General features: G+C 62.6%; 23 protein-coding genes. 12 read left to right on the top strand and 11 right to left on the bottom strand.

Annotation, left to right across the window (positions count from 1 at the left end; genetic code table 11):
- The first annotated feature begins 23 nt into the window (after positions 1–23).
- The 6 genes from BG61_RS27835 to BG61_RS27810 are packed head-to-tail and all read left to right on the top strand — an operon-like array spanning position 24 to position 5,256.
- Complete coding sequence (locus BG61_RS27835; RefSeq protein ID WP_035930987.1) at positions 24–977, top strand: ABC transporter substrate-binding protein; 954 nt, start codon at positions 24–26, stop codon at positions 975–977.
- 59 nt (positions 978–1,036) lie between these two features.
- Entirely contained in the window at positions 1,037–1,765 is a 729-nt protein-coding gene (locus BG61_RS27830) for an ATP-binding cassette domain-containing protein (RefSeq protein ID WP_232256140.1), read from the top strand.
- On the top strand, positions 1,762–2,760 hold the full coding sequence (locus BG61_RS27825; RefSeq protein ID WP_035930985.1) for an ABC transporter permease: 999 nt from the start codon (positions 1,762–1,764) through the stop codon (positions 2,758–2,760). The genes BG61_RS27830 and BG61_RS27825 overlap by 4 nt, the downstream gene beginning before the upstream one ends.
- A 15-nt stretch (positions 2,761–2,775) precedes the next feature.
- Positions 2,776–3,432, top strand: coding sequence for a TenA family protein (locus tag BG61_RS27820; protein ID WP_035930984.1), 657 nt, complete (start codon positions 2,776–2,778; stop codon positions 3,430–3,432).
- A 22-nt stretch (positions 3,433–3,454) separates the two neighbouring features.
- Positions 3,455–4,300, top strand: coding sequence for a BtpA family protein (locus BG61_RS27815; protein ID WP_035930983.1), 846 nt, complete (start codon positions 3,455–3,457; stop codon positions 4,298–4,300).
- Entirely contained in the window at positions 4,297–5,256 is a 960-nt protein-coding gene (locus BG61_RS27810; protein WP_051672819.1) for a ribokinase, read from the top strand. Before BG61_RS27815 ends, BG61_RS27810 begins: the two co-directional genes overlap by 4 nt.
- A 161-nt stretch (positions 5,257–5,417) precedes the next feature.
- On the opposite strand, the gene BG61_RS27805 is transcribed toward BG61_RS27810, so the two are convergent.
- Positions 5,418–7,115 carry a lactate permease LctP family transporter gene (locus tag BG61_RS27805; protein ID WP_035930982.1) on the bottom strand — a complete coding sequence of 566 codons (1,698 nt, stop codon included), beginning with the start codon at positions 7,113–7,115 and terminating at the stop codon, positions 5,418–5,420.
- Between the two features lie 62 nt (positions 7,116–7,177).
- A complete protein-coding gene (locus tag BG61_RS27800) occupies positions 7,178–8,707 on the bottom strand; it encodes a UxaA family hydrolase (protein ID WP_035930981.1) in 1,530 nt (509 codons plus the stop codon).
- A gap of 124 nt (positions 8,708–8,831) precedes the next feature.
- Between BG61_RS27800 and BG61_RS27795 the strand changes: the two genes are divergently transcribed.
- Positions 8,832–9,557 carry a FadR/GntR family transcriptional regulator gene (locus BG61_RS27795; protein WP_035930980.1) on the top strand — a complete coding sequence of 242 codons (726 nt, stop codon included), beginning with the start codon at positions 8,832–8,834 and terminating at the stop codon, positions 9,555–9,557.
- A gap of 143 nt (positions 9,558–9,700) precedes the next feature.
- On the opposite strand, the gene BG61_RS27790 is transcribed toward BG61_RS27795, so the two are convergent.
- The 4 genes from BG61_RS27790 to BG61_RS27775 all read right to left on the bottom strand — a co-directional run bounded on the left by BG61_RS27790 (position 9,701) and on the right by BG61_RS27775 (position 14,324).
- Complete coding sequence (locus tag BG61_RS27790) at positions 9,701–10,717, bottom strand: alpha/beta fold hydrolase (RefSeq protein WP_035930979.1); 1,017 nt, start codon at positions 10,715–10,717, stop codon at positions 9,701–9,703.
- 13 nt (positions 10,718–10,730) lie between these two features.
- Complete coding sequence (locus BG61_RS44690) at positions 10,731–12,434, bottom strand: amino acid ABC transporter permease/ATP-binding protein (RefSeq protein ID WP_035930978.1); 1,704 nt, start codon at positions 12,432–12,434, stop codon at positions 10,731–10,733.
- Between the two features lie 59 nt (positions 12,435–12,493).
- Complete coding sequence (locus tag BG61_RS27780; RefSeq protein ID WP_232256139.1) at positions 12,494–13,345, bottom strand: ABC transporter substrate-binding protein; 852 nt, start codon at positions 13,343–13,345, stop codon at positions 12,494–12,496.
- A 76-nt stretch (positions 13,346–13,421) separates the two neighbouring features.
- Positions 13,422–14,324 carry a polysaccharide deacetylase family protein gene (locus BG61_RS27775; RefSeq protein WP_035930976.1) on the bottom strand — a complete coding sequence of 301 codons (903 nt, stop codon included), beginning with the start codon at positions 14,322–14,324 and terminating at the stop codon, positions 13,422–13,424.
- 330 nt (positions 14,325–14,654) lie between these two features.
- On the opposite strand from BG61_RS27775, the gene BG61_RS42945 reads away from it, so the two are divergent.
- On the top strand, positions 14,655–15,029 hold the full coding sequence (locus BG61_RS42945; RefSeq protein WP_161783705.1) for a hypothetical protein: 375 nt from the start codon (positions 14,655–14,657) through the stop codon (positions 15,027–15,029).
- A gap of 131 nt (positions 15,030–15,160) precedes the next feature.
- On the top strand, positions 15,161–15,964 hold the full coding sequence (locus BG61_RS27770; RefSeq protein WP_051672818.1) for a class II aldolase/adducin family protein: 804 nt from the start codon (positions 15,161–15,163) through the stop codon (positions 15,962–15,964).
- Here the strand turns inward: BG61_RS27770 and BG61_RS27765 are convergent.
- A complete protein-coding gene (locus BG61_RS27765; protein WP_063741134.1) occupies positions 15,947–16,924 on the bottom strand; it encodes a LysR substrate-binding domain-containing protein in 978 nt (325 codons plus the stop codon). The two genes, BG61_RS27770 and BG61_RS27765, sit on opposite strands and share 18 nt — an antisense overlap.
- 65 nt (positions 16,925–16,989) lie before the next feature.
- Positions 16,990–18,324: an MFS transporter gene (locus BG61_RS27760; RefSeq protein WP_035930975.1), complete on the bottom strand. Its 1,335-nt coding sequence runs from the start codon at positions 18,322–18,324 to the stop codon at positions 16,990–16,992.
- 319 nt (positions 18,325–18,643) lie between these two features.
- Here BG61_RS27760 and BG61_RS27755 point away from each other — a divergent pair, with 319 nt between their 5' ends.
- On the top strand, positions 18,644–18,967 hold the full coding sequence (locus BG61_RS27755) for a DUF4148 domain-containing protein (protein ID WP_035930974.1): 324 nt from the start codon (positions 18,644–18,646) through the stop codon (positions 18,965–18,967).
- Positions 18,968–19,387: 420 nt separating this feature from the next.
- Here BG61_RS27755 and BG61_RS27750 read toward each other — a convergent pair whose 3' ends face one another.
- Positions 19,388–20,401, bottom strand: a complete 1,014-nt coding sequence (locus BG61_RS27750; RefSeq protein ID WP_035930973.1) for an AraC family transcriptional regulator — start codon at positions 20,399–20,401, stop codon at positions 19,388–19,390.
- A 229-nt stretch (positions 20,402–20,630) separates the two neighbouring features.
- Here BG61_RS27750 and BG61_RS27745 point away from each other — a divergent pair, with 229 nt between their 5' ends.
- Positions 20,631–21,482 (top strand): class I SAM-dependent methyltransferase, encoded by an 852-nt coding sequence (locus BG61_RS27745; protein WP_035931009.1) that lies wholly within the window; start codon positions 20,631–20,633, stop codon positions 21,480–21,482.
- Between the two features lie 389 nt (positions 21,483–21,871).
- On the top strand, positions 21,872–22,831 hold the full coding sequence (locus BG61_RS27740; RefSeq protein WP_035930972.1) for a VOC family protein: 960 nt from the start codon (positions 21,872–21,874) through the stop codon (positions 22,829–22,831).
- A 127-nt stretch (positions 22,832–22,958) separates the two neighbouring features.
- On the opposite strand, the gene BG61_RS27735 is transcribed toward BG61_RS27740, so the two are convergent.
- Together BG61_RS27735 and asnB are read right to left on the bottom strand one after the other, a co-directional pair.
- Entirely contained in the window at positions 22,959–23,357 is a 399-nt protein-coding gene (locus BG61_RS27735; RefSeq protein WP_051672817.1) for a response regulator, read from the bottom strand.
- 410 nt (positions 23,358–23,767) lie between these two features.
- On the bottom strand, positions 23,768–25,603 hold the full coding sequence (asnB, locus tag BG61_RS27730; protein WP_035930971.1) for an asparagine synthase (glutamine-hydrolyzing): 1,836 nt from the start codon (positions 25,601–25,603) through the stop codon (positions 23,768–23,770).
- Positions 25,604–25,819: the final 216 nt, after the last annotated feature.

The raw sequence follows: 25,819 nt of genomic DNA, 5'->3' as shown, positions 1-25,819 counted from the left end.
TTGCTCAATCTCTGGAGGTTTACATGAACAAGGCACTACGTATTGCGTTTTGTTGTTCCGCTGCGCTAATCGGCCTCGCAGGCTTCAGCGCACCCGCGTCGGCAGCCGGAAGTCCGACGTACGCGCTGATTGTGATCAACCAGCAGGCGGTGTTCTTCAATCAGATGCGGGCCGGCGCGGAAGAGGAGGCGAAGAAGCTCGGCGTGAAGCTCGTCGTGTTCAACGCGAACGACTCGTCGTCTGCGCAAGTGAATGCGATCGACGACTACGTGCAGCAAAAGGTCGATGGCATCGTGGTCGATGCGATCGACGTGAACTCGGTGCGCGGCGCGGTGCGCACCGCGAGCGCGGCGGGTATTCCGGTGATCGGTCTGGACGCGGTGCTCCCGCCGGGACCGCAGAAGGCGCAGGTTGCTGTCGACAGCACCGCCGGCTCGAAGGAGATCGCTGCGCACTATCTCGACTACCTGTCGAAAAACCCGCATGGCAGTGCGCGCATCGGCATCGTCGGCGCGCTCAGCTCGGTGATCCAGAACACGCGCCAGAAGGTTTTCCAGGAGGTCATCACGGCGAGCGGCAAGGCAACGGTGGCGGGTGTCGTCGACGGGCAGAACACGCAGGACGTCGCGCTCTCGGCAGCCGAAAACCTGCTGACGGCCAATCCGGATCTCGACGCGATCTATGCCACCGGCGAGCCGGCGATGCTGGGTGCGATCGCCGCCGTGCAGGCGCAAGGTCGCGCCGACAAGGTGAAGCTGATCGGCTGGGACCTCGCGCCCGAAGTGATCCGCGCCATCGACCGCGGCGTGGTGCTCGGCGTCGAGCAGCAGGACCCGGCCGCCATGGGCCGTGCTGCGATCGAAGCGGTGCACAACGCGCATAACGGCAAGCCGGTTCAGGCCGTGGTGACGCCGCCGATCACGTTCGTGACCAAGGCGAACGTCGGCGCCTGGCGCAGCCAGTTCGCATCGAAATGACAACGCAAACGCTCATGACCATGCAGCCATCCCTATCCGCCACAGGCGCAAAGCCGCGCATGCCTATCCTCGCGATGAAGGGCATCCGCAAATCGTTCGGGTCGTTTCCCGCGCTGCGCGGCATCGATCTCGACCTGTACCCGGGCGAATGCGTCGGCCTGATCGGCGACAACGCGGCGGGCAAATCGACGCTGACCAAAGTCATGGCGGGCACGTACCTGCCCGACGACGGCGCGATCTTCGTCGAAGGCAGCGAAGTGCGCTTCGCCGGGCCAGCCGACGCGCGGGCCCGCCACATCGAAATGGTCTATCAGGACCTGAGCCTGTGCGACACGGTCGACGTGGTCGGCAACCTGTTTCTCGGCCGCGAAATGTGCAAGGGCGGCATGCTGCAGCGCAAGCGCATGCTGGCCGAGGCGCGCACGCTGCTCGACCGGTTGAAGATCCGCATTCCGAATCTGAACGGCACGGTGGAACAGCTTTCGGGCGGCCAGCGGCAGTCGATCGCCATCGCGCGCGCCGCATCGTTTTCGCCGCGCGTATTGATCATGGACGAGCCGACTTCGGCACTGGCAGTCGCGGAAGTCGACGCGGTGCTCGACCTGATCAATCGCGTGAAGGCGCAGGGCGTGGCAGTCGTGCTGATCACGCACCGGCTGCAGGACCTGTTTCGCGTCTGCGACCGGATCGCCGTCATGTACGAAGGAACCAAGATCGCCGAGCGCCAGCTCGAGGAGACGAGCCTCGAGGACCTGGTTCAGCTGATCGTCGGAAGGAGGCACGGATGAGCACCACGTCATACACCGAGCGCGAGATCGGCTCGCGTTCCCGCGACTACTTTGCGGCCAATGCGCAGGTGCTGTCGATCGCCGGATTCTTCATCGGCTGCTGCGCCGTCTTTTCGCTCGGCAGCAGCACGTTTCTCACCGCCGGCAATGCGTTGAACGTGCTGCGCCAGCTGGCGCCGATTCTCGTGGTCGCGATCGCGATGACATTCGTCATCACGACGGGTGGCATCGACCTGTCGGTTGGGTCGATGGCGGCGCTCACCAACGCGCTGGTCGCGATCCTGATTCACCACGGCGTGCCATGGCCCGCCGCGGTGGTCGCGATACTCGCGCTGGGCGGCGCTATCGGCTGGCTGCAAGGTTGGATCTCGGCAAGCCAGGCCATTCCGTCGTTCATCGTGACCTTGGCGACGATGTCGACCTTGCGCGGCATCGCCCTCTATTCGACGAAGGGCTTCTCGGTGCCGATCGAGTCGGGCACGGGCTTCGACTTCATCGGTACCGGCACGCTGTTCGGCATTCCGGTGCCGGCGTTGATCGCGGTGATCGTCTCCGCCGTGGGCTATGTGTACCTGAATCGCGGACGCTATGGCAGACGTGTCGTCGCGGTCGGATCGAACGCGGAAGCGGCACGGCGTGCCGGCATGCCGACGCTGCGCATCAAGACCTCGGTGTTTCTGCTGACCGGCCTCGCATCCGCGGCGGCCGGGCTGATACTCGCGTCGCGCCTCGGCTCCGGTTCATCGAACGCGGGGGCGGGCTTCGAACTGGACGTGATCGCGGCCGTCGTGCTCGGCGGCACGTCGCTGATGGGCGGGCGCGCAACGATCACCGGCACGATCCTCGGCTCGCTGACCATCGCGGTGATCGGCAACGGTCTGATCCTGATGCACATTTCGCCGTTCTTCACGCAGATCATCACCGGCTTGATCATCCTCGGCGCCATCTGGCTGAACACGCGTGTGTTCGGCCGCTATAAATCGGCAAAGAAATAACGCACCCGCGACCACATGATGACTTACAGCACAAAATCCAACTCGGACCGCCTGCTCACGGCCAACGCAGGGCCGTGGCAGGTCATGCAGGAACACCGGTTCGTCGTCGACATCGAGCAGAACCGCCTGCCGGCAGACGCGTTCGTCCGCTACCTCTCCTACGAAGGGCGCTTCGTCGAGACCGCAATCGCGATCTTCGGCCATGCGCTCGTGAAGGCCACGTCGATCGAACAGAAGCACTGGCTGATCGGCGTGCTCAATGCGCTGTCCACCGAGCAGGTGCCTTACTTCGAGCGAACCTTCGAAGCGCTGGCATTGCCTGAAGTGCGCAGCGACATGCTGTTGCCCCCCGCGGTCGCGGCGTTCGATACGGGCATGCTGGAGATCGCCCGGCAAGGCACGTATGAAGACGTGGTCGTCTCGATGCTGGCCGCGGAATGGATGTACGGCACCTGGTGCGCGCGCGCGAACCAGACGCCGAGCGACAACCCGTACATACGCGAATGGGTGGCGCTGCACGCCGAGCCGACTTTTCGCTCTCAGGTGAAATGGCTCAAAGCGCAGGTGGACGGATGGTCGGCCGAACGGTTCGACTTCGAACGCAGCAGCGCGATCTTTCACAAGGTGCTCGCACTTGAAATCGACTTTCACAGTGCGTGCTACGAAGTTTGATGTCTCTTGCCAACACAATCACATGAGCACACAACCGGTCTTCAAGGAAAAACCCAACGCGATCGAAACCCTGTTCGGCAGACGCCGGGCGGTGATCGGCGTGATCCACTGCCTGCCGCTGCCGGGCGCGCCGCACTACGAGGGCCAGCCGATCGGAGAGATCATCGACGTCGCGATCGCCGAAGCGAAGGCCTATGCGAAGGGGGGGCTCGACGGACTCATCGTCGAGAACCACGGCGACATCCCGTTCGCGAAGCCCGACGATCTCGGGCCCGAAACGCCTGCGGTAATGGCCGTGATCGCCGACGCGGTACGGCGCGCGGTAGGGCTGCCGGTCGGCATCAACGTGCTGGCGAACGGCGCATTGCAGGCGCTCGCCGTGGCGAAAGCCGCCGGCGCATCGTTCGTGCGCGTGAACCAGTGGGCCAATGCCTATGTGGCCAACGAAGGATTCATTGAAGGGCCTGCGGCATTGGCCACGCGCTATCGCGCGCGCTTGCGCGCGCAGGACATCAAGATCCTGACGGACGTGCATGTCAAACATGGTGCGCACGCCATCACAGCGGACCGCTCGCTTGCCGAGCTCGCGCGCGACGTCGAGTTCTTCGACGCCGATGCGGCGATCGTCACCGGTCAGCGTACCGGCGATTCAGCGACGATGGACGAACTGAATGCGATCGCGAAAGGGACCTCGCTGCCCGTCGTAATCGGGTCGGGGGTCAACCCGTCGAACGTTGGCGAACTGTTTACGGTCGCCGATGCCGTGATCGTCGCGAGCTTTCTGAAGCGCGACGGCGTGTGGTGGAACACGGTCGATCCGGAGCGCGTTGCGGTGTTCATGAAAGAAGCCGCGAAGGCGCGCTTATGAAGCGGCTGTTCGTGGTCGGCAACGCAGTTGCGGATGTCACCTTCACGGTCGAGCAGTCGCCGCGGGCCGGCGAGTCCGTTCTTGCGACAGCCGTGCAGCGCGCGCCGGGCGGGAAGGGGCTCAACCAGGCGGTGGCGGCGCACCGGGCTGGCGCTGCCGTCGTGTTTCACGCGACTATCGGCAACGATGCAGAAGGCGCAGGCATCCACGAACGGCTCGAAGCGGAGCACATGCATGGATTGCGCCTCGTGCGGTGCGACGTTGCGACGGACATGTCGGTGGTGACCGTTTCCCGCGGCGGTGAAAACGCGATCGTGACGGCCGCCGGCTGTACGCGCGCACTCGAAGCGCGGGAGGTCGTCGCGCAGATTGCCGACATCGCGGCAGGCGACACGCTGCTGATGCAAGGCAACTTGTCGCTCGACTGTACGCGCGCGCTCGTCGGGCATGCACGCGATGCGGGCGCAACGGTGATCGTCAACGCGGCGCCGTGGTGCTGGCCGGATACGTCGGCGCTCCAGCGTTGCGACGGGGTGATCGCGAACGAGGGCGAGATTCGCGACATAACCGGCATCGACGATCCGGAGCAGGCGGCGCGCCGGTTGCTCGCGCAAGGGCCCAGGTGGGTTGTCGTGACGCTCGGGGCGCGCGGCGCGCTGATCGTGCGCGACGGCCATCTCGTTCGCTTGCCGGCCGTAGCCGTCGTGGCCGTCGATACGTCGGGCGCCGGAGATGTGTTTTGCGGAGTGCTGGTGGCGAACCTTTCGCAAGCGGCGCCATTTTCGTATGCGATCGAATGTGCGCAACGTGCCGCCGCGCTTGCCGTGAGCCGGCACGGCACGTTTGCGTCCATCCCGGCTGCCGACGAGATGCGGCATGTGATGCGGACGGTGTCCGGCGAAGCGTCCGGGCAGGATGGTATGAGGATGAGGGCGGAGGACTCTTCCGTGGCCTGAATGTCCCTGAAAATGAGGCAAGGGGAAGGCGTGGCTGCGCGCCTTGCCTGCGGATCGCCGACCGTTCCCCGCGCAGAGTCGCACGGACGCAGACGATATGCCGAGCCCGGCGGAGCCCGTGATGGATCACGAGCACCGCCGGAGTCTGTCGTGTGTGACGGCTATTTCACCAGCATGCCGGTGAGCCAGTAGGCCTGGCTGAGGGTGATGATGCCTGCGATCACGGCCAGCCCGATGCTGTGCTTCAGCGTGAAGCGGAACAGGTCCGATTCCCTTCCGATCAATCCGACGGCCGCGCACGCAACGGCAATCGACTGCGGCGAGATCATTTTCCCGGCCACTCCGCCCGTCGAGTTGGCGGCGACGAGCAAAATATCGGAGACGCCGATCTGATGCGCGGTGGTCGCCTGCAACGCGGCGAACAGCGCGTTCGACGACGTGTCCGAGCCGGTCAGGAAGACGCCGAGCCAGCCGAGCAGCGGCGCGAACAACGGATACGCGGACCCGGTCTTCGCGAGCAGCAGTGCCATCGTCACTGACATGCCCGAGTAGTTCTCGACGAACGCGAACGCGAGGACGAGACCGATCGACAGGATCGGGCGGCGCAGTTCCCTGATCGTTTCGGCGAACGTGCCGAGCGCGGTTTTCGCGGGCATGCGCAGGAACACGATAGCGATCAGCGCGGCGAGGAAGATGCCGGTCCCGGTCGCGGCGACCAGATCGAGCTTGAACACGACATCGAGCGGCGTGGGCGTTGCGACCACTGGCGCGCCCCGGATGATCAGCCGGTCGATGAAGGGCATGTGAAAGGACAAGGTCGTGGCCGCAAGCAGCCCCTTTGGTCCGAACAATGCCTTGAAGCCGCCGAGACCCCATACCGTGATCGTCGCGGTCAGGAAAAGGAACGGCGACCACGCCCTCACGATCCGGCTCATCGAATAGGGGCTTGGGGAACCCGCGCCACCGAAGCCACCTGCGACACCCGCCCCGCCTGCGCTGAACGCCGCGGCACCGCCGCTGGAGACGGCGGGCGCGAACGCCATTTTCGGTTGCCACATCTTCAGGAACAGGCCGAGCGAGACGAGGCTCACGATCGACGACGCGACGTCCGGAAGCTCCGGTCCCAGAAAGTTCGAGGTCAGATACTGCGTCACTGCAAAGCTGCCGCCCGCCACGAGCGCGGCGGGCCACGTTTCGCGCAGGCCCTTCTTGCCGTCCATGACGAACACGAGCCAGAACGGCAGGAAGACGGACATGAGCGGCAACTGCCTGCCGGCCATTGCACCGATCGAGAACGGATCGAGATTCGATACCTGACCCGCCACGATCACGGGAATGCCGAGCGCGCCGAACGCGACTGGCGCCGTGTCCGCGATCAGGCAGAGGCCTGCTGCATAGAGCGGATTGAAGCCGAGCCCCACGAGCAGCGCGGCGGTAATCGCGACGGGCGCACCGAAGCCGGCCGCGCCTTCCAGAAACGCGCCGAACGAGAAGCCGATCAGGAGCATCTGGAGGCGGCGATCGTCGGTGAGCCCGGTGATCGAACTGCGGATGATGTCGAACTGGCCCGAGCGGACCGCGACCTTGTAGACGAAGACCGTCGCGACGATGATCCACGCAATCGGCCACATGCCATAGAAGAAGCCGTAGAACGCCGATGCCAGCGCCATGCCGAGCGGCATGTGAAAAATCGCCACCGCGATCAGCATCGACAGCGCGAGGGTCAGGGCCGCGGCGACATGCCCTTTCATTCTGAGTACGGCGAGGCAGATGAAGAACAGAATGATAGGTCCGCTTGCGGCGAGCGCGGAAAGGCCGACGCTATCGAACGGCAGGTAGTTCTGATGCCAGACATCCATTTGCACAAGTCTCCTTTCTTTATTCATGTGGACGCGGCACTGGCGGCCGCGCCTGTCGTGCCTTACATTTGTGCGCCGATCATCCAGGGCACGAATTCCTCATTGCCTACGCCGAGCGCTTCGCTCTTGCTCTTTTTTCCCGACGCCACGTCGATGATCATCTGGAAGATTTCATTTCCCTTTTGATCGACCGTTGCATCGCCGTCCATGATGTCGCCGCAGTTGATGTCCATGTCGTCGACCATGCGCGTGTACATCCGCGTGTTGGTGGCGAGCTTGATCGAAGGCGCGGGCTTCGCGCCGAAGCATGAACCGCGTCCGGTGGTGAAGAGCACGAGATTGGCGCCGCCCGCGATCTGTCCGGTGGCACCCATCGGGTCGTAGCCGGGCGCGTCCATGAACACCAGTCCCTTCGCGTTCACGGGCTCCGCATAGCGATACACATCCATCAGGGGAGTCGAGCCGCTCTTGGCGACCGCGCCCAGCGATTTTTCGAGGATGGTGGTCAGTCCACCCGTCTTGTTGCCCGGGGTCGGATTGTTGTCGATGCTGCCCTTTTCGCGCTCCGCGTAGCTCTCCCACCAGTGAATGCGCTCGACGATCTTCTCTCCCACCTCGGGCGTGATTGCGCGCCGCGTGAGCAGGTGTTCGGCACCGTAGATCTCCGGGGTCTCGGTGAGAATCGCCGTACCGCCGTGCTGCACGAGCAGATCGACGGCGGCGCCAAGCGCCGGATTCGCCGTAATGCCCGAATACCCGTCCGATCCGCCGCATTGAAGGGCGATGTTCAGGTGCGACACCGGCAGCGGCTCGCGCACGGCCTGGTTTGCAACCGGCAGCATTTTTTCGATCGCAGCGATGGCGGCGTCCACCGTCTTCTGCGTGCCGCCTTGCTCCTGAATGACGAGCGGAACCATCATCTCGCCGGTCTCGACGCCTTCGGCGACGAACATGGCGCCCATCTGATTCGCTTCGCAGCCGAGCCCGATGACCAGCACGCCCGCAAAGTTCGGATGCCGCACATAGCCACCGATCGTGCGGCGCAACTGCTGGATGCCCTCGCCGTTGTGGTCGATGCAGCAGCCGAAGCTGTGGGTGATCGGCACGATGCCGTCGACGTTCGGCCAGGCGTCCAGCACGCCGGGCACCGAGAAGTGCTGCGTGACAAGCTTGGTCACCGTCGCGGAACAGTTGACGGTGCTCACCACGCCAATGTAGTTGCGCGTCGCCACGCGACCGTCAGCTCGCCGAAAGCCCTGGAACGTGAGGGCTTGCTGCGCGGGCGGCACAGCTTTCACGTCCTTGCCATAGGCGTAGTCGCGCGCGAAGTCGCCCATCGAAAGGTTTTGTGTATGAACATGAGCGCCGGGTTCGATTGCCTGCGAGGCGAAACCGATGATCTGGCCGTAGCGCCGCACGGGGTCGCCGGCTTTCAGCGCGCGCAATGCAACCTTGTGCGCAGCCGGAATATCGTCAGTGACAACGAGGCCGTCGAGTTCATGCAGCACGGTGCCTGCGGCGATCGCACCGCGCGCGATCGCAACGTCGTCATCGCCATGCAGCGTGACGACCAGTGAGGTAGAATCCGCCATGGTTTTCCTCTTGGATTGTGGGGCTCGTGAGCGGAGGCGCCGAAATCGGTCGTCCGTGTGTGTCATAGTGATTTCGTTCACGAGGCGAGGCAAATCGGTCGGACCAATTTCTTGAAGCACCGAGATGGGATTTCACAGCCTTTCATCTGGCGTACTGGACAGGACCGTCCGGCAACTCGAAGAGAAGGTGCTCGAAGGCAGTTGGGGAGCCTTGGCGCGCTTGCCGGCGGAGCGCGCGCTTGCGGAAGCGCTGGGGGTGTCGCGCTCGACCGTGCGCGAAGCCATTCAGCGGCTCGTCAGCAGGGGAATGCTCGAAACGAAGCGCGGCAGTGGCGTGTACGTCGTGCAGAAGCAGCCTGCGCGCCTGAGTGCCCCATGGCTGCAGCTTGTGGTGGACAACCCGCCATTGAGGGCTGAAACGCTGGAGTTCCGGCTGGTTTTCGAGTGCGCGGCTGCGCGCTTCGCCGCACAACGTTCGACGCCGCAGGAGCTGGACCGGCTCCAGTCGCTCCTGTTGAAGATGCGCGATGCGGTCGCGGCGCAGGACGTGGATGCGGAAGCCCTCGTCGACGGCGAGTTTCATACGGTGCTGACGGCGGCATCGCACAACCGGATGCTCGACCAGTTCTATGCGAGCGTCATTACGATGCTTCGCGAGCACATTGCCGCGAACACGTTCGATGCGACGGTCAACAACGCGAACGCCCTCATTCAGTCAACGATGCGGCTAAGCCAGCACGAATCCATTTATCTCGCGGTTCGGGAGCGCAATCCCGACGCCGCGCAGCAGGCAATGTTCGCGCACATCGCGTTTGTCGGAAAACAGTTCGAGCCCGGATTTCATCAATAGCTCATCAATAGCTGCCGCGGCGCGCATGTTTTCCGCTTCCGCGGGCTGAATGGGCAGACTGGCGTCACAGCAGGCAATGCCGGACGCGCTGCCGAACGAAACCCTTCATGTTGCTTACGTCACACCGCGCGCAAGGGTCTGGATTACATCGCCAGAATTTCGCTCACTGCACTATCGATGAACCTGGCGTCGACAGAATTGGCGCATGGCCCGCCCGCGAAATGCCCCCACACGGACTCGATCGGCCGCAACTCTGCGTTGGGCATCTTCGACACTTCATACTCGCTGTCCTCCGGCGGAAAATACAGGTCCGTGCGCCCGGGCATCACGATCGCCTTTGCAGTGATACTGCCCAGCGCCCGGTCGAAATCCCCGTTGTAAAGCGGATTCGCCGAAATGTCGCCGTGCTGCCAGCTCCACATCATCGACAGAATGTTGTTCGCGTCCTTCCTGAGGAAATCGCCCTCCCAGAAATGGGTAATGAAGTCCTCCAGCGACCCATACCCCATCGCTTCCATGTCGAGGCGCTGACGCAGAAACGCCTGTGAAAATCCCCATCCGGCAAACACGCGGGCAGCGGCGCGCATTCCGCGCGTGGGCGGTGCGTCGTAGAAGCCGTCCCTGAATTCGGGGTCCAGAAGCAACGGCGCCTTGAGCCCCTCGATAAACACGAAGTTGTGCCGCGAGCATCGCGCTGCCCCGCAAGCCGGAAGAATGCGCTCGACCATCTCGGGATACATCGCGGCCCAATGGAACGCCTGCATCGCGCCCATGGACCAGCCGACGACGAGCCTGAGCGACTCGATGCCGAACTTCTCAGTTACGAGGCGATGCTGCATGGCGACGTTGTCGTACAGCGTCACATGCGGATAGCAACCGCGATCATAAGGCGGCGGATTGTTGCTCGGCGAGCTCGACACGCCGTTGCCAAACATGTTCGGCACGATGATGAAATACTCGCGCGGGTCGAGCCCCTTGTGCTCGCCGATCAGCCACTCGTTGTCGACATGGCTGCCGCTATAGAACGTCGGATAGACGATCGCGTTGTCGCGCGCGGCGTTGAGCCGGCCATACGTCTTGTAGGCGAGCTGCATGTCGGGCAGCGTGGCGCCGGACTGAAGCGTGACGCGGCCGAGATTGAAGGTTTCGAAGTCAGTCATGTGAGCCTCGCATTTAGTTTGCGACAACGTTGAGGAATTTACGGGTGCGCTCGTGAGTCGGGTTGTCGATGACCTGCTGCGGCGTCCCTTGTTCGACCACTTCTCCGCCATCCATGAAGACGACGCGGTCCGCGACATCGCGGGCGAAGCGGATCTCGTGAGTGACGACGATCATCGTCATGCCGGCGTCGGCAAGTCCGCGCATCACACCAAGCACTTCACCGACGAGTTCCGGATCGAGCGCAGATGTCGGTTCGTCGAAGAGCATCAGCTTCGGCTTGATCGCGAGTGCACGTGCAATCGCCACGCGCTGCTGCTGCCCGCCCGACAAGCGATGCGGCAGAAAATCCGCATGCGCGGCAAGGCCCACGCTTTTCAGCAGATCGCGGCCTAGCGCTTCCGCTGCGGCGCGCGGCACCGCATAGACCTGGCGCTGTGCTTCAACGATGTTCTCCAGCGCACTCAGGTGACTGAAGAGATTGAAATGCTGGAAGACCATGCCCACGCGCGCCTCGGCGCGAGCACGTGCGAGGTTGTGCAGGGGCCGCACCGTGCCGCCGCCACCCGGTACTTCGCGATACCCCACATATTCCGAGTCGACCTTGATCGTTCCCCAGTCGAGCGGCTCGAGATGGTTGATGAGCTTGAGCAGCGTGCTTTTGCCGGAGCCGCTCGGGCCCAGGATCACGACCACTTCGCCATGCGCGATCGACAGATCGACGCCGCGCAAGATCTCGCGCTTGCCATACGATTTCCAGATGTTCCTGCACGCGACGAACGGTTCTCCGCAATGTCGCGGCGTGCGGTTTTCGACAGGCAGCAGCGTGCCTATCCATGCGTGATCGGCCGCTTCCGGCTCTTTGGCGGCGACCGGCAACGCGACCGGTGCGGCCGCCGGATTCACATCATGCTTCGATGCGCGCAGCCCGAACCACGAGAACGTGATTTTCCGGTCGCGTTCGTGATCGAAGAGACGTTCGAGCCACACCTGAACCAGTGAGATTCCGCTCGTCAGGAACAGATAGATCACGGCAGCCGCGCCGAACACGGTAAAGAACTTGAAGTTTTGCCCGACGACCTGTTGCGAGCGAAACGTCAGCTCGTTGACGAAGATCACCGATGCGATCGACGTCAGCTTCAACATGCCGATGGTGTCGTTGGCGAGACCCGGGATGACCGCGCGCATCGACTGGGGCAGGATGATACGGCGCAACGTCAGCAATGGCCCCATCCCGAGCGCGGCGGCGGCCGTGGATTGCGAACGGTTCACCGACAGGATTCCCGCACGAAACAGCTCAGCGCTGAACGCCGCTTCGTTCAATGCAAAGCCGATAACCGCGGTCGTGACTTCATCGAACCGCAGGCCGATCAGTGGCAGCGCGTCGAAGATGAACACGAGTTGCAGCAATTGCGGCGTGCCTCGAACGAACCAGATGTAACCCCATGCTGCAGAGTTCAATGCCTTGAAGCGCGACAGCCGCATCAGCGCAAGACCGAGGCCAAGCGCGAGGCCGATCGACATCGCAAGCAGCGTGATCTTCACCGCGATCCATGCGCCACCGAGCAGGAACGGCGACGCGATGTAACCGCCCAGTTCCCTGAACCCTTCGATCACTTGAACGCTCGCGAGATCCGCGGCGATCGCCGGCTGACATGCCAGCATGGCCAGCATGGCGAGTGCGCCGGCAATTCCGTGTTTGAAGCCCGATGCATTCATTTGCGAACCTGGTCGATGACGCGACCGGCGCGCCAGGCGGCGTGCCGTGCAGAGAGCCTTCATTGAGTCAGCAGCGTGGTCGGCGTCTCCAGCGACGGGTCGACATCGTATTGCTGGAAGGTCTTCTTCTGCGTCTGATTGGCCTGCATGATCTTGAGCCCGTCGGATACGGCGGCGATCATGTCGGTGTTGCCCTTCTTCACGCCCACGCCGATCTTCATGCCGCTCGTCAGCATGAAGCCGCGTGAGTAGAGTTGCGGATTCTGCTTGGCGAGGCCATCGACGAGCGCCAGGTCGTACATCATCACGTCGGCCCGATGACTGGCGACGAGACGCGCGCCCGACGCAATATCCGCGGACGTCATGATGGTCACGTCAGGCTTGTTCTCCGCCTTGCATTTGGCAGCCTGCGTTTGCGCCATGGTCAATTCGACAGTGCCGATGCCCGCTGTGACCGTGAGGCCGCAAAGCTTGGAGATGTCGTCGATCTTCTTCGGGTTGCCTGCTGCCACGAGGCCGCCCGTGCCGGCCTGCATATACGTGACGAAGCTCGTTTCCTTCGCGCGCTCCGGCGTGTAGTACAGCAGGTCCCACATGACGTCGATCTGTCCCGCACGCAGCGCGGGCAGCAGGCCCGGCCAGCCGGCGGTGAAGAATTCGGTCTTCACGCCTGCGCACGCGAACACGGCGCGGGCCATGTCGGCATCGGCGCCGATGATCCTGTTGAAGTCCTTGCTGTCACGGAACGCATACGGCGGCGACTCGGGGTCCACGCCGATCCTGATGGTCTTGCCCGCGAGCGATGGATACTTCTGCGCCACCTTGGAAGGCTCGCACGATTGCGCCGACGCACCCTGCGCAAGGAGGAGACCGGTGAGTGCGCATAGCAGCAGCTTGATTGTCTTTGACATGAACATGGCGAATCCCATTCAGGTTGAGGGATGTGAGAGCGAACCAGACGGTCCGGCGAAGCGAAGATGACTTGATCTAGCGGCCAATCAGATCCATGTGGCTTGCAATCGAACCCGGCGTCGTAATGCAGACGCGGCCTTCGTTGCGTGCATGGGCAATGTGCTCGAGCGCCCGCCGCAAGTGGCACAGGCGATGGGGCTGTCCCATCAGGTACGCGTGCAGCGCGATGCCCATCACCAGCGGCTGACGCGCCGATTGCCGCAGCATTTCCTCGAAGTGATCGATCACGAGGTCGGCGAACGATCGGGCGTCCATCTGGCGCGCAAGGATCATCGGGATATCGTTGACTTCCTCCGGATAGGGAATCGCCCACAGCGGCTGACCGTTGCGCGTATGCAGGCGCGTGGGCTGATCGTCGTGACACCAGTTGAGCGTGTACTGGTAACCGGCTTCGGCGACGAGATCACTGGTGACATGGCTCTCCGAGAGCCACGGCGACAGCCATCCTGCTGCCTGTTGCGCGCTCTCCGCTGCAATCCGCTCGCGGCATGCCACGATCAGCGCGCGTTCCCCGTCTTCGTCGAGCGTCCCCTGCCGCTCGGAGTTCGTATGACCGTGCGCGACGAGTTCATCTCCTCGCTGGGCGAACGCGGCGACCAGTTCGGGGCAGTGATCGTAGAGCGCCGTGTTGATGATGGCCGCGGTCGGCAGCGCGAGTTCATCGAAGAGATCGAGGCAGCGCCATGCGCCCACGCGCAGCGCATACTCGCGCCATGCGTGATTCAGCACGTCGGGCTCGGGCATGACCGGTCCGATGGTCGGCCCGAGTCCTTCGCCGAACGCGAAGTGTTCGATGTTGAAGCCGATATAGACGGCGAGCCGCGAACCGTCAGGCCAGCGATAGGCCGGGCGGCCGTTGATCGGCGAATATTCGAAGCGCGCGTGACGGGGCAGCGCGCGATATGCGGGAGAAACCATGGTCCAGTGAGTCCTGTCGGTCGGCGCGTACGCCTGTGATTACGTCAGAACTCATGGTAGGGATGCCAAAATAGTCGCATCGGCCTTGCTGCGAACAATCTCTTGACCGCACGCGCATCAGCGGCCGCTGTTCGCGGCTTCCCGCGTTGAGGAGCGCCTTGCGGATGTTCGCGTGAACCCCTCAACTGCCGTCCACCTACTGCGTCCGGCCGAAGTCGACCGCCAGCGTGCATGGGGCACCAGGCAGCCGGAAGTGCGCCACACCGCAGAGGGCGGTCGAGTGCCGCGCCCCATGCGCGCGGGCGATCCACCTCGGCGTACGACCCGGTGGTGAAGCGCAACAAGTCCAACCGAACCCTGACGAACATCAGTCGATCCAGTTCAATGGCAATGTCCGTGCCATCGACAGCAACCCATGTCAGAGCCACTGCGCTGCGCTATAGCAGTGCGTGGGCGCACCTTCATGGCGCGTACGCACAACTCACGCGCGAGGCATCTTTCTTCGGAGGGATCGTCAGTACCGGTCCCGGTCGCAACAGGCTTTCGTTGTCGACGATGCCTTCCTTGAACAGCAAGTGCTCGAGCACCGGCCTGATGTCGAACCTTCGTATCTCGAAGTCGCAAAAGAGGGCCATGCCGACGCTTTCCCGAGACAAGGCCGCCGCGTTGATTGCGACGGTGACGGTTCACGCGATCGGCACATGATGGCCGGGCACGTGCGCTGTCACCGCTCTCCCGTGAGCCGAGGTATCAGGCATGTGACGTATCGTCGATGGACAGCGGCGCTTGCCCTGGACCACAATCGCTCGACCAGTTCAATGCGTGAGGAGCACTCGATGGGCCAGGCTGAATTCCATGACAGGCAGATTCCGAAGCCGATCGGGGGCGAGTTGCCGGTCCCCGTTGCGTTCGGCGACATGGCGGAGGAGCGCGCGCATCGCAAGTTGAAGCTTGCGGCGGCCTTTCGCATCTTTGCAAGATTCGGCCTTGCGGAAGGCATCGCCGGCCATATCACGGTCCGCGACCCGGAGTTCCACGACCGCTTCTGGGTCAATCCCTATGCGAAGCACTTTTCGGCGATCCACCCCGATGATCTCGTCTGTATCGACGACGAAGGGAAGGTGCATCACGGCACCGGCCCGGTGAACGCGGCGGCCGTCGCGATTCATTGCGGGATTCACGGCACCAATGCCGGTGTGGTCGCGGCCGCGCACACGCACACCACCTACGGCCGCGCGTTCTCGTGCCGGCCGAGATTGCTGGCGCCGATCAACCAGGAAGCGTGCCTTTTCCATGACGACCACGTGCTGTTTCGCGGCGACGTCGTGGTCCTCGCCTCCGAGGAAGGGCGGCGCATTGCAGCCGCGATGGGCGACAAGCGTGCGGCGATTCTGCTCAATCACGGTCTCTTGACGGTCGGTTCATCGGTCGACGCTGCTGCCTACCGGTTCCTCGCGATGGAGCGCTGCTGCCAGGTGCAGCTGCTGGCGGAGGCCGCGGGCGAAATCGAATCGCTTCCCGAGCAGGACGTGCGTGCGACCCGCATGCAACTGGGCTCGGACTATGTGGCGTGGCTCGGCTTCCAGGGCCTGTACGAGCAGCTCCTGCGCGAAAGCCCGGATTTACGCGCGCTCGCCTGAACGCAGCGGGCGCAGCACGGCCCGTTGCACACGCGGCGATGCGCCCCGCTGCGCGCGCCATCCCTCGCGATAGTCTCGCACCGCCGAGTTCAGCCATGTTTCGAAGCGCGCAAGCGGCTCCCAGTCGCGCTTCTGTTCCGGGAACGAATAGTAGACGGTCTCCGGGTTGCGGATCGTGTGCGGATGCACCTGCACGAGCGCGCCGGATCTCAGTTCCCGATCGATCAGGATGCGCGGCAGCAGCGCCACACCCAGCCCCGAGATCGCCGCATTGATCGCCATGACGAACATGTCGTAATGCTGGTTCGAGGCATTGTGCTGGGTCACGCCGGCGCTCGCCGTCTCGGACCATTCCAGCCACGCGCGTGGCAGGTCGCGCGTGTGAATCCACGGCAGCTCATCGATCTCCTCGATGGTCAGCCCTTTGTGCACGCGTTGCAGCGAGGGTGCGCTGACCGCGAGAATCTCGTCATCGGTGACGAGCGGGACGCCGGGCATGGCGGGCCACAGGTTCTGGCCGAAATAGATGGCGGCGTCGAAATCGGAATTGTCGAAGAAAGTGGGCTGATCGCGGCCCATGATGTGCAGGCGGATGTCGGGATTCTGCGCATAGAAATCGTGCAGGCGCGGAATCAGCCATTGCGAGGCGAAGGTCACGCCGATTGCAAGCTCCAGATGAAGCTCGCTCTGTTTCCTCACGACCTCCAGCGTGTCGCGCCGGATCTGGTCGAGATGGACACGGATACGCCTCGCATATTCTCCGCCGGCGGGCGAAAGCACGAGTCGCTGACGCACGCGCTGGAAAAGCGTGATGCCTAGGTGCGCCTCGAGTTCATTGACCTTCTTGCAGATCGCGCCATGCGTTTGCGACAGCTCCGCGGCGGCCTTGGAAAAGCTTTCGTGCCGCGCGGCGGCTTCGAAGGCCTGCAACGCACTCAGACTCGGAATACCTCGACGCATGCCCCACTCCCTGCCTCAGCGAAAATTGTCCGATCCATCATGCATCGAGCATAACGCATCAATTTTCACTCGGTGGCGAGGCGCGTGGGGCCGACACCGCGCAGGCGCGCTTCCAGTATCACGACAACCGTGGCGGCAATCACCATCGTGACCGCGATGCCGATGAACGCTAGCTCGAAACTTCCCGTCGCATCCTTCACCCAGCCGATGAAATAGGGCAGCAGGAAGCCCGAGGACACGCCGATGCTCGTTATCAGCGCAATCCCCGCAGCGGCGGCGCGGTCGCTCATGAAGCGGCTCGGCAATTGCCAGAAGGTCGTGATCGTGCAGAAGCAGCTCGATGCGCCGATCGCAAACGCGATGATCGACTGGTACGGCGACTTCAGCAGCAGCGCCACGGATAGGGCCGCCGCGCAAACCAGGAGCGGTCCCGCGACGTGCACGGCGCCGATCTGCCGCCGGCTGACGAGCCGCCCCCAGATCAGCATGATCACGACCGCGCAGCCGAACGGAATGGCCGTGATGAGCCCGACGTCGACGATGCTGTACTTCACGCCAAAGCTGCTTTCGAATGACTTGACGACCTGCGGCAGAAAATACAGCAGCCCGATGATGCCGGCATTCGTGCCGAAGTACACGACACCGAGGGCCCAAACCTTCGGGTTTCTGAGCGCGTCCCAGGCGGTGGCCGGCGAGGTGCTCGTCGAGGCGTCCGCATGCTCGGCGGCCAGCGCGGCGGCGATCTCCTTCTTCTCAGCGGAGGACAGCCAGCGGGCTTTTGCCGGGTCGTCAGCGAGATGAAAGTAGGCCACGATGCCCAGAAGAATCGACGGCAGGCCTTCGAGGAAGAGCATCGCGCGCCAGCCGCTCAGGCCGAACAGGTTCGCGTGGGCCATCAGCCAGGTCGAGACGGGCGCACCGAGCACGCCCGTCAACGGAATGGCCGTGACGAAGAGCGACATCATCCAGACCCGGTTGCGCGCCGGCATCCAGAGCGTCAGGTAGTACACCATGCCGGGGAAGAGGCCCGCTTCGAATGCGCCGAGAACGAAGCGGGCGGCATAGAGCCAGCGTCCGTCTGGCACGAGGCTCGTGAGCGAGGACACCGCGCCCCATGTGAGCAGGATGCGCGTGATCCAGATCCGCGCGCCGAAGCGATGCATGCACAGGTTGCTCGGTACCTCGAACAGGATATAGCCGAGAAAGAACAGGCTTGCCGCCAGGCCGTATTGCGCCGTGGTCAGTCCGAGCTCGGCATTCATGGTCAGCGCGGCGTAGCCGACATTGGCACGATCGAGCTGGTTCGCAATGTACATCGCGATCATCAGCGGCGCGAGCCGCCACGCAATGCGCTTCATCAGGCGGTCGGAAATCGCAGGTTTCTGAGGGCTCGTCGGCATGTTTTCTCTTGGAATCCGACGCGTGGAGGGCGCCGTGAGAGCAATTTAGCTTGGGGAATCGCGTTACCACAATCTACGAAAAATATTGAGCCATTGACGAAAGCTCACAGGTGAACGGCTTTGCGAGCGGATTCCGCGAGCCATGCGGGCACTGGATCAGCACTCGCGTGCGCGACGATTTATGGCGGAAACATGACCGTCAGCAGTCTGAGACGTCATTCAAAACAGCATCGCGCCGGGGTCGACTATCCTTGAATCGTCGGTCCCGGATCAGGATGTTTGTAATGAGCTAATGAACAAGCTTCGGAGGTGGGCCATCATGAAATCGTTTATCTTTGCAGCGGTTGCCGCGTCGGTGCTCGCGGCTCCGATCGTGTCATTCGCGCAATCGGACTCGCCCGTCACGAGAGCCGAGGTGCGCACTGAACTCAAGCAACTCGAACTGGCGGGCTACGAGCCAGGCGCTGGAGACGAGTCGAATTATCCCGCGAACATCCAGGCGGCACAGGCGCGCATATCCTCCAGCAACTCGGCAACGGGCTATGGCGGAGCGGTCAGCGGTTCATCGGCATCCGGAAGCGGAACCGCGATAAAACCCGCTTCTCCTGCCGACATGAACAAGCTTTACTTCGGCGGTCAATGAATCGGTGCCGTCCGTCTGCAGCCGTGGGCGCGGGGATTGCCGAAATCACCGCGCCACGAACTGTCCCAGGTAGCGAGTGGCTACTCCAGGAGCAAGCCCGCTCTGCATTCGCAAAGCCGATGCATCGGCAGCCGTTGGCGATCGTCCGGTGAGCCGGGCCATCTGCGGACACGCGCCACACAATCCGCGCAGACACTCGCAGGTCCGTACCCCACAACAGGCGCTGGATTCTGGCGATCGCTCATCTTCGCCACGGCGTCATGCGCGGATACGCAATTCAACGTCTTGACGCTTCACAGCTAGGCGACCTTGCACTGGTCCCTGACGCCAGCCCACCGCGCGACCGTGCGCGCGTCAAGTGCGATCTCCTCTGACAGACGTTCCGAGTCTGCAGGATTGGTGAACCTAGAACTTCATTCCCTACCGCTTGATCGTGGCGCCGGCGCTCGGGGCATTTTCCCTGCGCCAGGCCGCCGGAGGCTTTCCTACGAGCCGCTTGAACGCCCGGATGAACGCGGCCTCGGACGCATAGCCGACATCCTGGGCTACTGCAGCGACGGTCGAACTGGTATTGCGCAAGAGCCCCGCGGCCAGTTGCATCCTCCATTTCACCAGGTACTGCATCGGAGGCAGCCCTATCATGTCAACGAAGCGCTCATGCAAGGCCGAGCGTGAGAGACCTACCCGCTCACCCAGTTCCTCCACGGTCCACTCGTGCGCCGGGGCGTCGTGCATGACTGCAAGCGCGCGGCCAACGAAGCGATCCCGCAGCCCCGCAAGCCATCCTCGACTGTCTTCGGGCAGGGAATCGACGTATCGGCGCACCGCGTCGACGAACATCATTTCGCTCATCCGCTCGAGCATGGCCTCGCCGCCCGGCCGCTTGCGCTTCGACTCCGCGACGGCGTGATGCATGAAGTGGTTAATCCAGCCTTCATTTGCGGTCTCCTTCACATGCAGGAGTCGCGGCAACACAGCAACCAGCGGGTTGAACGGCCGTATGTCGCAGCCCAGGAAACCGCACACGACCTCCGTTTCGCAGCGGTCTTCCGGGTGCGCGTCTTGTCGAGCTTCGGTTGCGTCGAAGTTCATCGTGAAGGGTAGCTGATCGATGCTGCCGGGGAGCCCGGCAGCGCCGGCCGGCGGCCGGATTCCCGGCGCGCTCGAAATGACATGTGCATCGCCTTGCGGGAAGACGAGGATGTCGCCACTGCCGAGGCGCACGGGCGCCTCTCCCACTATGGCACCCCAGCAGAAGCCGCGCGTGACCACGTGATACTCCATGACGTGCTCACATCCCGGCAAGACGATATTCGCAACCTCTCGCGCAGGAAGCGCCTCCGCAGCCCAGCTCCGGCTTCCATTCACATGATAGAAAAGCGCTCCGCGCAAACGTACCGTGCGCAACACATCGGAGAGGATGTCGTGGCTCATTTCGGCTCCCGCGCTTTTTTACCAGATATTAAACCGCGGAATGACGGGCACGTTCAACGTGCTCATCTCGGGAGCCGTGAAACCGGAGGCAAATCCCGCAGCACGCGAATCCAGGAAAAGAGCATCGGGCAATTCGCGACGACTTGCGGGCAGGTGCGCAGAAACCGGTACGGGGATACTGCATCTGCTCGCCATTCGGGCGATGCTCAAGATCATCTGGGGACGAACCATGCATGCACTGAATACTTCCGCAGCACCCGCTCACTTGTCTCGCGCGCAGCCTGACTTCGCGGCGATCAAGGCAAAGCAGCAGGCAACATGGGCGAGCGGAGATTTCTCTGTTATCGGCACGACCTTGCAGCTGGTCGGCGAGTCCCTTGCCGAGGCGATCGACATACGTGCCGGCGAGCGCGTCCTGGACGTCGCAGCCGGTAACGGCAATGCCACGCTCGCGGCGGCCCGTCGCTTCGCGCGTGTGACATCGACAGACTATGTCCCCGCGTTGCTTGAGAGAGGCAGGGAGCGCGCGGATGCCGAACGCGCGGACGTCGTCTTCAAGGTAGCGGATGCAGAGGACCTGCCGTTCGATGATGCATGCTTCGACGTTGTGCTGTCGACGTTCGGTGCGATGTTCACGCCGGACCACACGCGCCCTGCGAGAGAGATGTTGCGGGTAGTCCGGGACGGTGGCCGCATCGGGCTGGCGAACTGGACGCCTGAAGGTTTCATTGGTCAGTTATTCAAGGTGATCGGAGCCTACGTTCCGCCGCCTGCGGGAATGCAGTCTCCCGCACTCTGGGGCACCGAGCCTCATCTCGTGGCGCTCTTCGGGTGCGAAGCTGTCGACATCCGGTGCGAGCGCAAGCTGTTCAATTTCCGCTACCGCTCGAGCATGCACTGGATCCAGGTATTTCGCGACTTCTATGGACCCACACACCGCGCCTTCGCGGCACTTGAACCTGCGCGACAGATCGAACTGGAGGGCGAGATCGTGCACCTGCTCGAGCGTATGAATGTAGCCGGACCGTCCTCCCTCGTCGTGCCCAGTGAGTATCTCGAGGTCGTCATTCTCAAGCGATGATGCATGACGGGATCATTGGGCCCGCGGCCGGATGCGGCCGGTGCTGCCGCGCTCAACCGCAAGGCAGATGTGCGGGCCCGCTGGTGCGGTCATCGAACGCGTTGCGGGTCCTGGGCCATGCAATGGCAAGCGATCCCGATCTCATTCTCCGGAATACGGTGGTGCCTCGTCGCGTTATGTAGAGGACAATTTCGTGATCTGTGCGATCACGGATTTGTCCGGGATTTACGCACACGGTGCCCCGCGTCCGGCTTGTATGCGGGACGCTTTGGCCTTGGGATCGTTCGTGTAATGCACGCCAGGTCTGAGCGAGACAACGGATGGCAACGGGTGCGAAAGTTCGGATTGTTCAGAGGCATACAGATGATTGACTTACATTGAGGCAGGTCATGACAGAACCGAACGCAACGATTCGCCGGCATCACCACGTCACCCTGTGCGTTGGCGATGCGCAAGAAGACTATGATTTTCACACCAGGGTTTTGTCGTTGAAGAGCGTCAAAAAGACGGCGCTTTACGATGGAACGGAGCCTATCTATCACCTGTATTACGGGAACGACCGCGGCGAAGAAAGCACGTTGATCACAACGTTCCCGATGCGGCAGTCAGGGCGAAAGGCAAGAAAAGGATCGGGCCAGATCAACGTAGTGTCATTGTCCGTACCGGTATCGTCGCTTTCATTCTGGCGCCAGCGACTGAAGGAGCATGGTCTGTCGTTCGTCGAGTTTGAACGATTCGGTGAACGCGGCCTGCGGCTCCAGAATCCTGGTGGTATCGAATACGAGCTCATCGGCATCGCAGACGACGATCGCAAGCCCTACTCGAACGGAGAGGTGCCGGCCGACCTGGGCGTTCGGGGAACGCACTCGGTCACCGTCAGCGTTCCGACCATGACGCCATCGGAGGAGTTCATGCAATCTGGCTGGTCCGCCCGTCTGCTGGACACCGACGGCGATTACGCGCGCTATGTATTCGGTGACGGCGGTCCAGGAAAGATCGTCGACTATCGTATTGAACCCGGCCTTCCGCCGGCAAGCTGGACGTTTGGAGAAGGCATCGTTCATCACTGCGCTTTTCAGGTCGACGGACATCCCGAGCAGACGAAGGTCAAGGCGCGCCTCGAGGGCCTCGGTTTCACCGACACGTCCGACACCAAGGATCGCGGTTACTTCGACTCGATCTATGTCCGCACACCTTCCGGTGCGCTGTTCGAAGCGACGGTGTCAAAGCCGCAGGGGTTCACCATCGATGAACCCTACGAGGAGCTGGGAAAGACCTTCAAGGTTCCGCCCGCCTTCGCTGCGCGTAAGGAGGAAATGATGGCGTATCTCCAGCCGCTGAAGTACTGAACCTGCCATCGGCTTAACATCCACGATCGAACGAGGAGCCATGACCGTTCCCGCGCAAGCGGGAAGGGGACGCCTCACGCTCCGGGTAACGCGCGCCACCATGCGCGGCCCGTTGCCGTCGTGCGGCTCACGGCCCGTCGCCAACAGCTGGCGCGGGCTTCTGAAAGTCCAGACCAGCCTTGTCCCAGGTTTCGAGAGCGTGTCTTAACGCGGGCCACGTGATCGGCTTGTGCAGATATCCGTCGAACGACGGAAAATCGTCGCCGCGCAGATCGGTTCGGCCCGTTACGGCGATCATGCAGGCATCCTGCGATGCGCCCGCGGAGCGCAGCCGCTCGCAGGTTTCCCGGCCGTCTCCGTCAGGCAATCCCACATCGCACAGGATCACGTCGAAACTGCGAGTCATTGCATACTCCAGCGCAGTCTTGCAGTCATATGCAACGCAGACTGTGTGGCCTATCTCCGTTGCGAGCGCGGCCAAACTGTCTGCTGAATCACGAGCATCATCGATGACCAGGATTTCCATAGAGCCCCCGACATCTTCCAATCGGGCACGCGGCGCGTGCGCATGCCTGATAAGCAAGCAAAGTGCCAGTTTGCGAGAGTCATGTGTGTGGCGGGTCGGATCGGGCCGGCCGCCGTCGCGTTGTAATTCGTCCCTGTATCACGTTCCGGATGAGGGATTCTTGTGTGCAGAAGCCACGAAGCAAATCCAGCGGATCGCATCGACTTCTTCAGTCTATTCCCGAGACCCGATTTCGACCGCTAGCGCGAGATTCACAAAGACTACGCGGCGCCGATCTTTAGACGGGTCGACGGGCAATACACGACTGAAGCGGCTCGGACAAACGGACGTCTGATCAGCGCCAAGCGCCAGTTACCGGCCGCTCGCCCCGCCGCACCGTGTCGTGTTCGGTAACAAAGAGACCGGGGCGGTCATACCAGTTCTACGTCGTACCTTTCCAGCCAGTCCGACATGGCAAGCGCGTGATCCATGTCTCGTCGTTCCCAACCGATACTGACTTCGCCCAGCGGCTCATCAAGCATCTCGCGGATGGCGTCTACGTTAAAGGTCTGCGCCGTGCGCGGCGACGGCTCGGAGATCATGCGGGCCATGCCGTCACGCAACGCCTGTTCATATGCCGGGTCTTGCGTGGCCGGATAGGGGCTTTTCACGCGACGGAGGATGGCCTCGGGTACGACGTCTCCGGCTGCTGCCCGCAGCAGGCTCTTCTCGCGCCCATCGAATGTCTTCATGCTCCATGGTGTGTTGAACACGTACTGCATCAGTTCGTGATCGCAGAAAGGCACCCGGACTTCGAGGCCCACCGCCATGCTCATCCTGTCCTTCCGGTCCAGCAGGATCGGAAGCCAGTTGGCGAGATGGAGGTGGCAGACCTCGCGCATACGCTTCTCCAGGCCTGTCTGGCCGACATGCGGTACCGCGCGGAGCGCCGAAGCGTAACAGTCGGCCTCATACTCCTTCAGGCGAAGCTCCTTTGACAGGTCCGGCGATAACAACGTCTCGAGCCTCGACGATGCATGCCGCATCCACGGAAAAGTGTCGAGGTTGACGGTCTCGGGCGTGTGGAACCATCTATAGCCGCCGAAAACTTCGTCGGCTGCCTCACCCGACAATGCGACCGTCGAAGTCTCGCGCACTGCCTTGAAGAGCAGATAGAGCGATGGGAACAGGTCGCCCCCGACAAACCATGCCGAGTCGAGCGCATCGACGACAGCACGCCGCACCTCCATGTTCGCGAGGTCGCGATTGTTCAACACGACCTCGGTATGTCGCGTCTTCACCTGCTTGACGAATTCACGTACGAACGGCGTATCGGCGGTGTCGCGATACGCGTCCTTGACGAAACCCTTGCCATGATCTGCAAAATCAACCGAATAGGAATGCATTGCGTTGCCGTTGCGTTGTCGCAGTATCCGGTCGGCCGTCGCCGTGACGAACGACGAATCGAGTCCGCCCGAAAGCAGGCTGCAAACCGGCACGTCGGCGACGGTCTGCTCGCGCATGATCCGGTCGAAGTGTCCACGAATCGTTTCGATTGTAACGTCGAGCGAATCGGTATGCTCGTGGCCTTCGAGCTTCCAGTAGCATCGTTGTTCGATGCCATTGCGCGACACACGCAGCACGTGTCCTGGCTTCACTTCATGCATGCCCTCGTATGCCGCGTCGCCAGGCATGCGGAACGCGCTTATCAGGTGCCGCAACCCGTCCAGGCCCACTCGAGGGTGCACGTCGGGGTGAGCCAGGATCGCTTTCGGCTCGGAACCGAACAACACGCCGCGGCCGAGCGGATGATAGAACAGCGGCTTCACGCCGACACGATCGCGCACCAGAAGCAGCTCCTTTTTGCGCGAATCCCAGATCGCGAACGCGTAGATGCCAACCAGACGATCGACAAACGATTCGCCCCACTCCAGGTAGCTGCGCAGCACGACTTCAGTATCGCTTCGGGTCGTGAAGCGATGGCCACGCTTTACCAACTCTTCGCGTAGTGAAACGAAGTTGTAGACTTCGCCGCTGTAGGTCAAGCACGCAACCGTCTTGCCTTCTTCAGTAGCTTGCATTGGCTGCACTCCGCCTTCCAGGTCGATGACGGAGAGCCTGCGGTGACCAAGTGCTGCGTGGCGGTCGATCCAGATACCTTGAGCGTCAGGCCCGCGCAGTGCCATTGTGCTTGTCATTGCCTCGACGATCGGCTTTTGTTCGCCCAGATCGCGTTCGTAGTCTACCCAGCCCACAATTCCACACATGATGTCTTTCCTTTGAAGCCTAAAGGATATGCAACGGGCCGATCGTCATCTGGCTCTCTAAGATCACAAGGGCCCAACGAAGGGGTTGCAGCGCTTCCTCGGATAACGCTTCAAGAGATGGAAAATTCCGGGACCTCAGGTAAGCGGATTGATTCGCCTTGTCTCAAGGCTAAGGAAACATGGCTGTTAGGGCTCTTTTGAAAACGGAGTGGGTAA

The sequence above is a fragment of the Caballeronia glathei genome (assembly GCF_000698595.1).
Taxonomy (GTDB): Bacteria; Pseudomonadota; Gammaproteobacteria; order Burkholderiales; family Burkholderiaceae; genus Caballeronia; species Caballeronia glathei.
The sequence above is the reverse complement of the archived record's forward strand: the minus strand, read 5'-3'. Positions and strand labels throughout refer to the sequence as shown.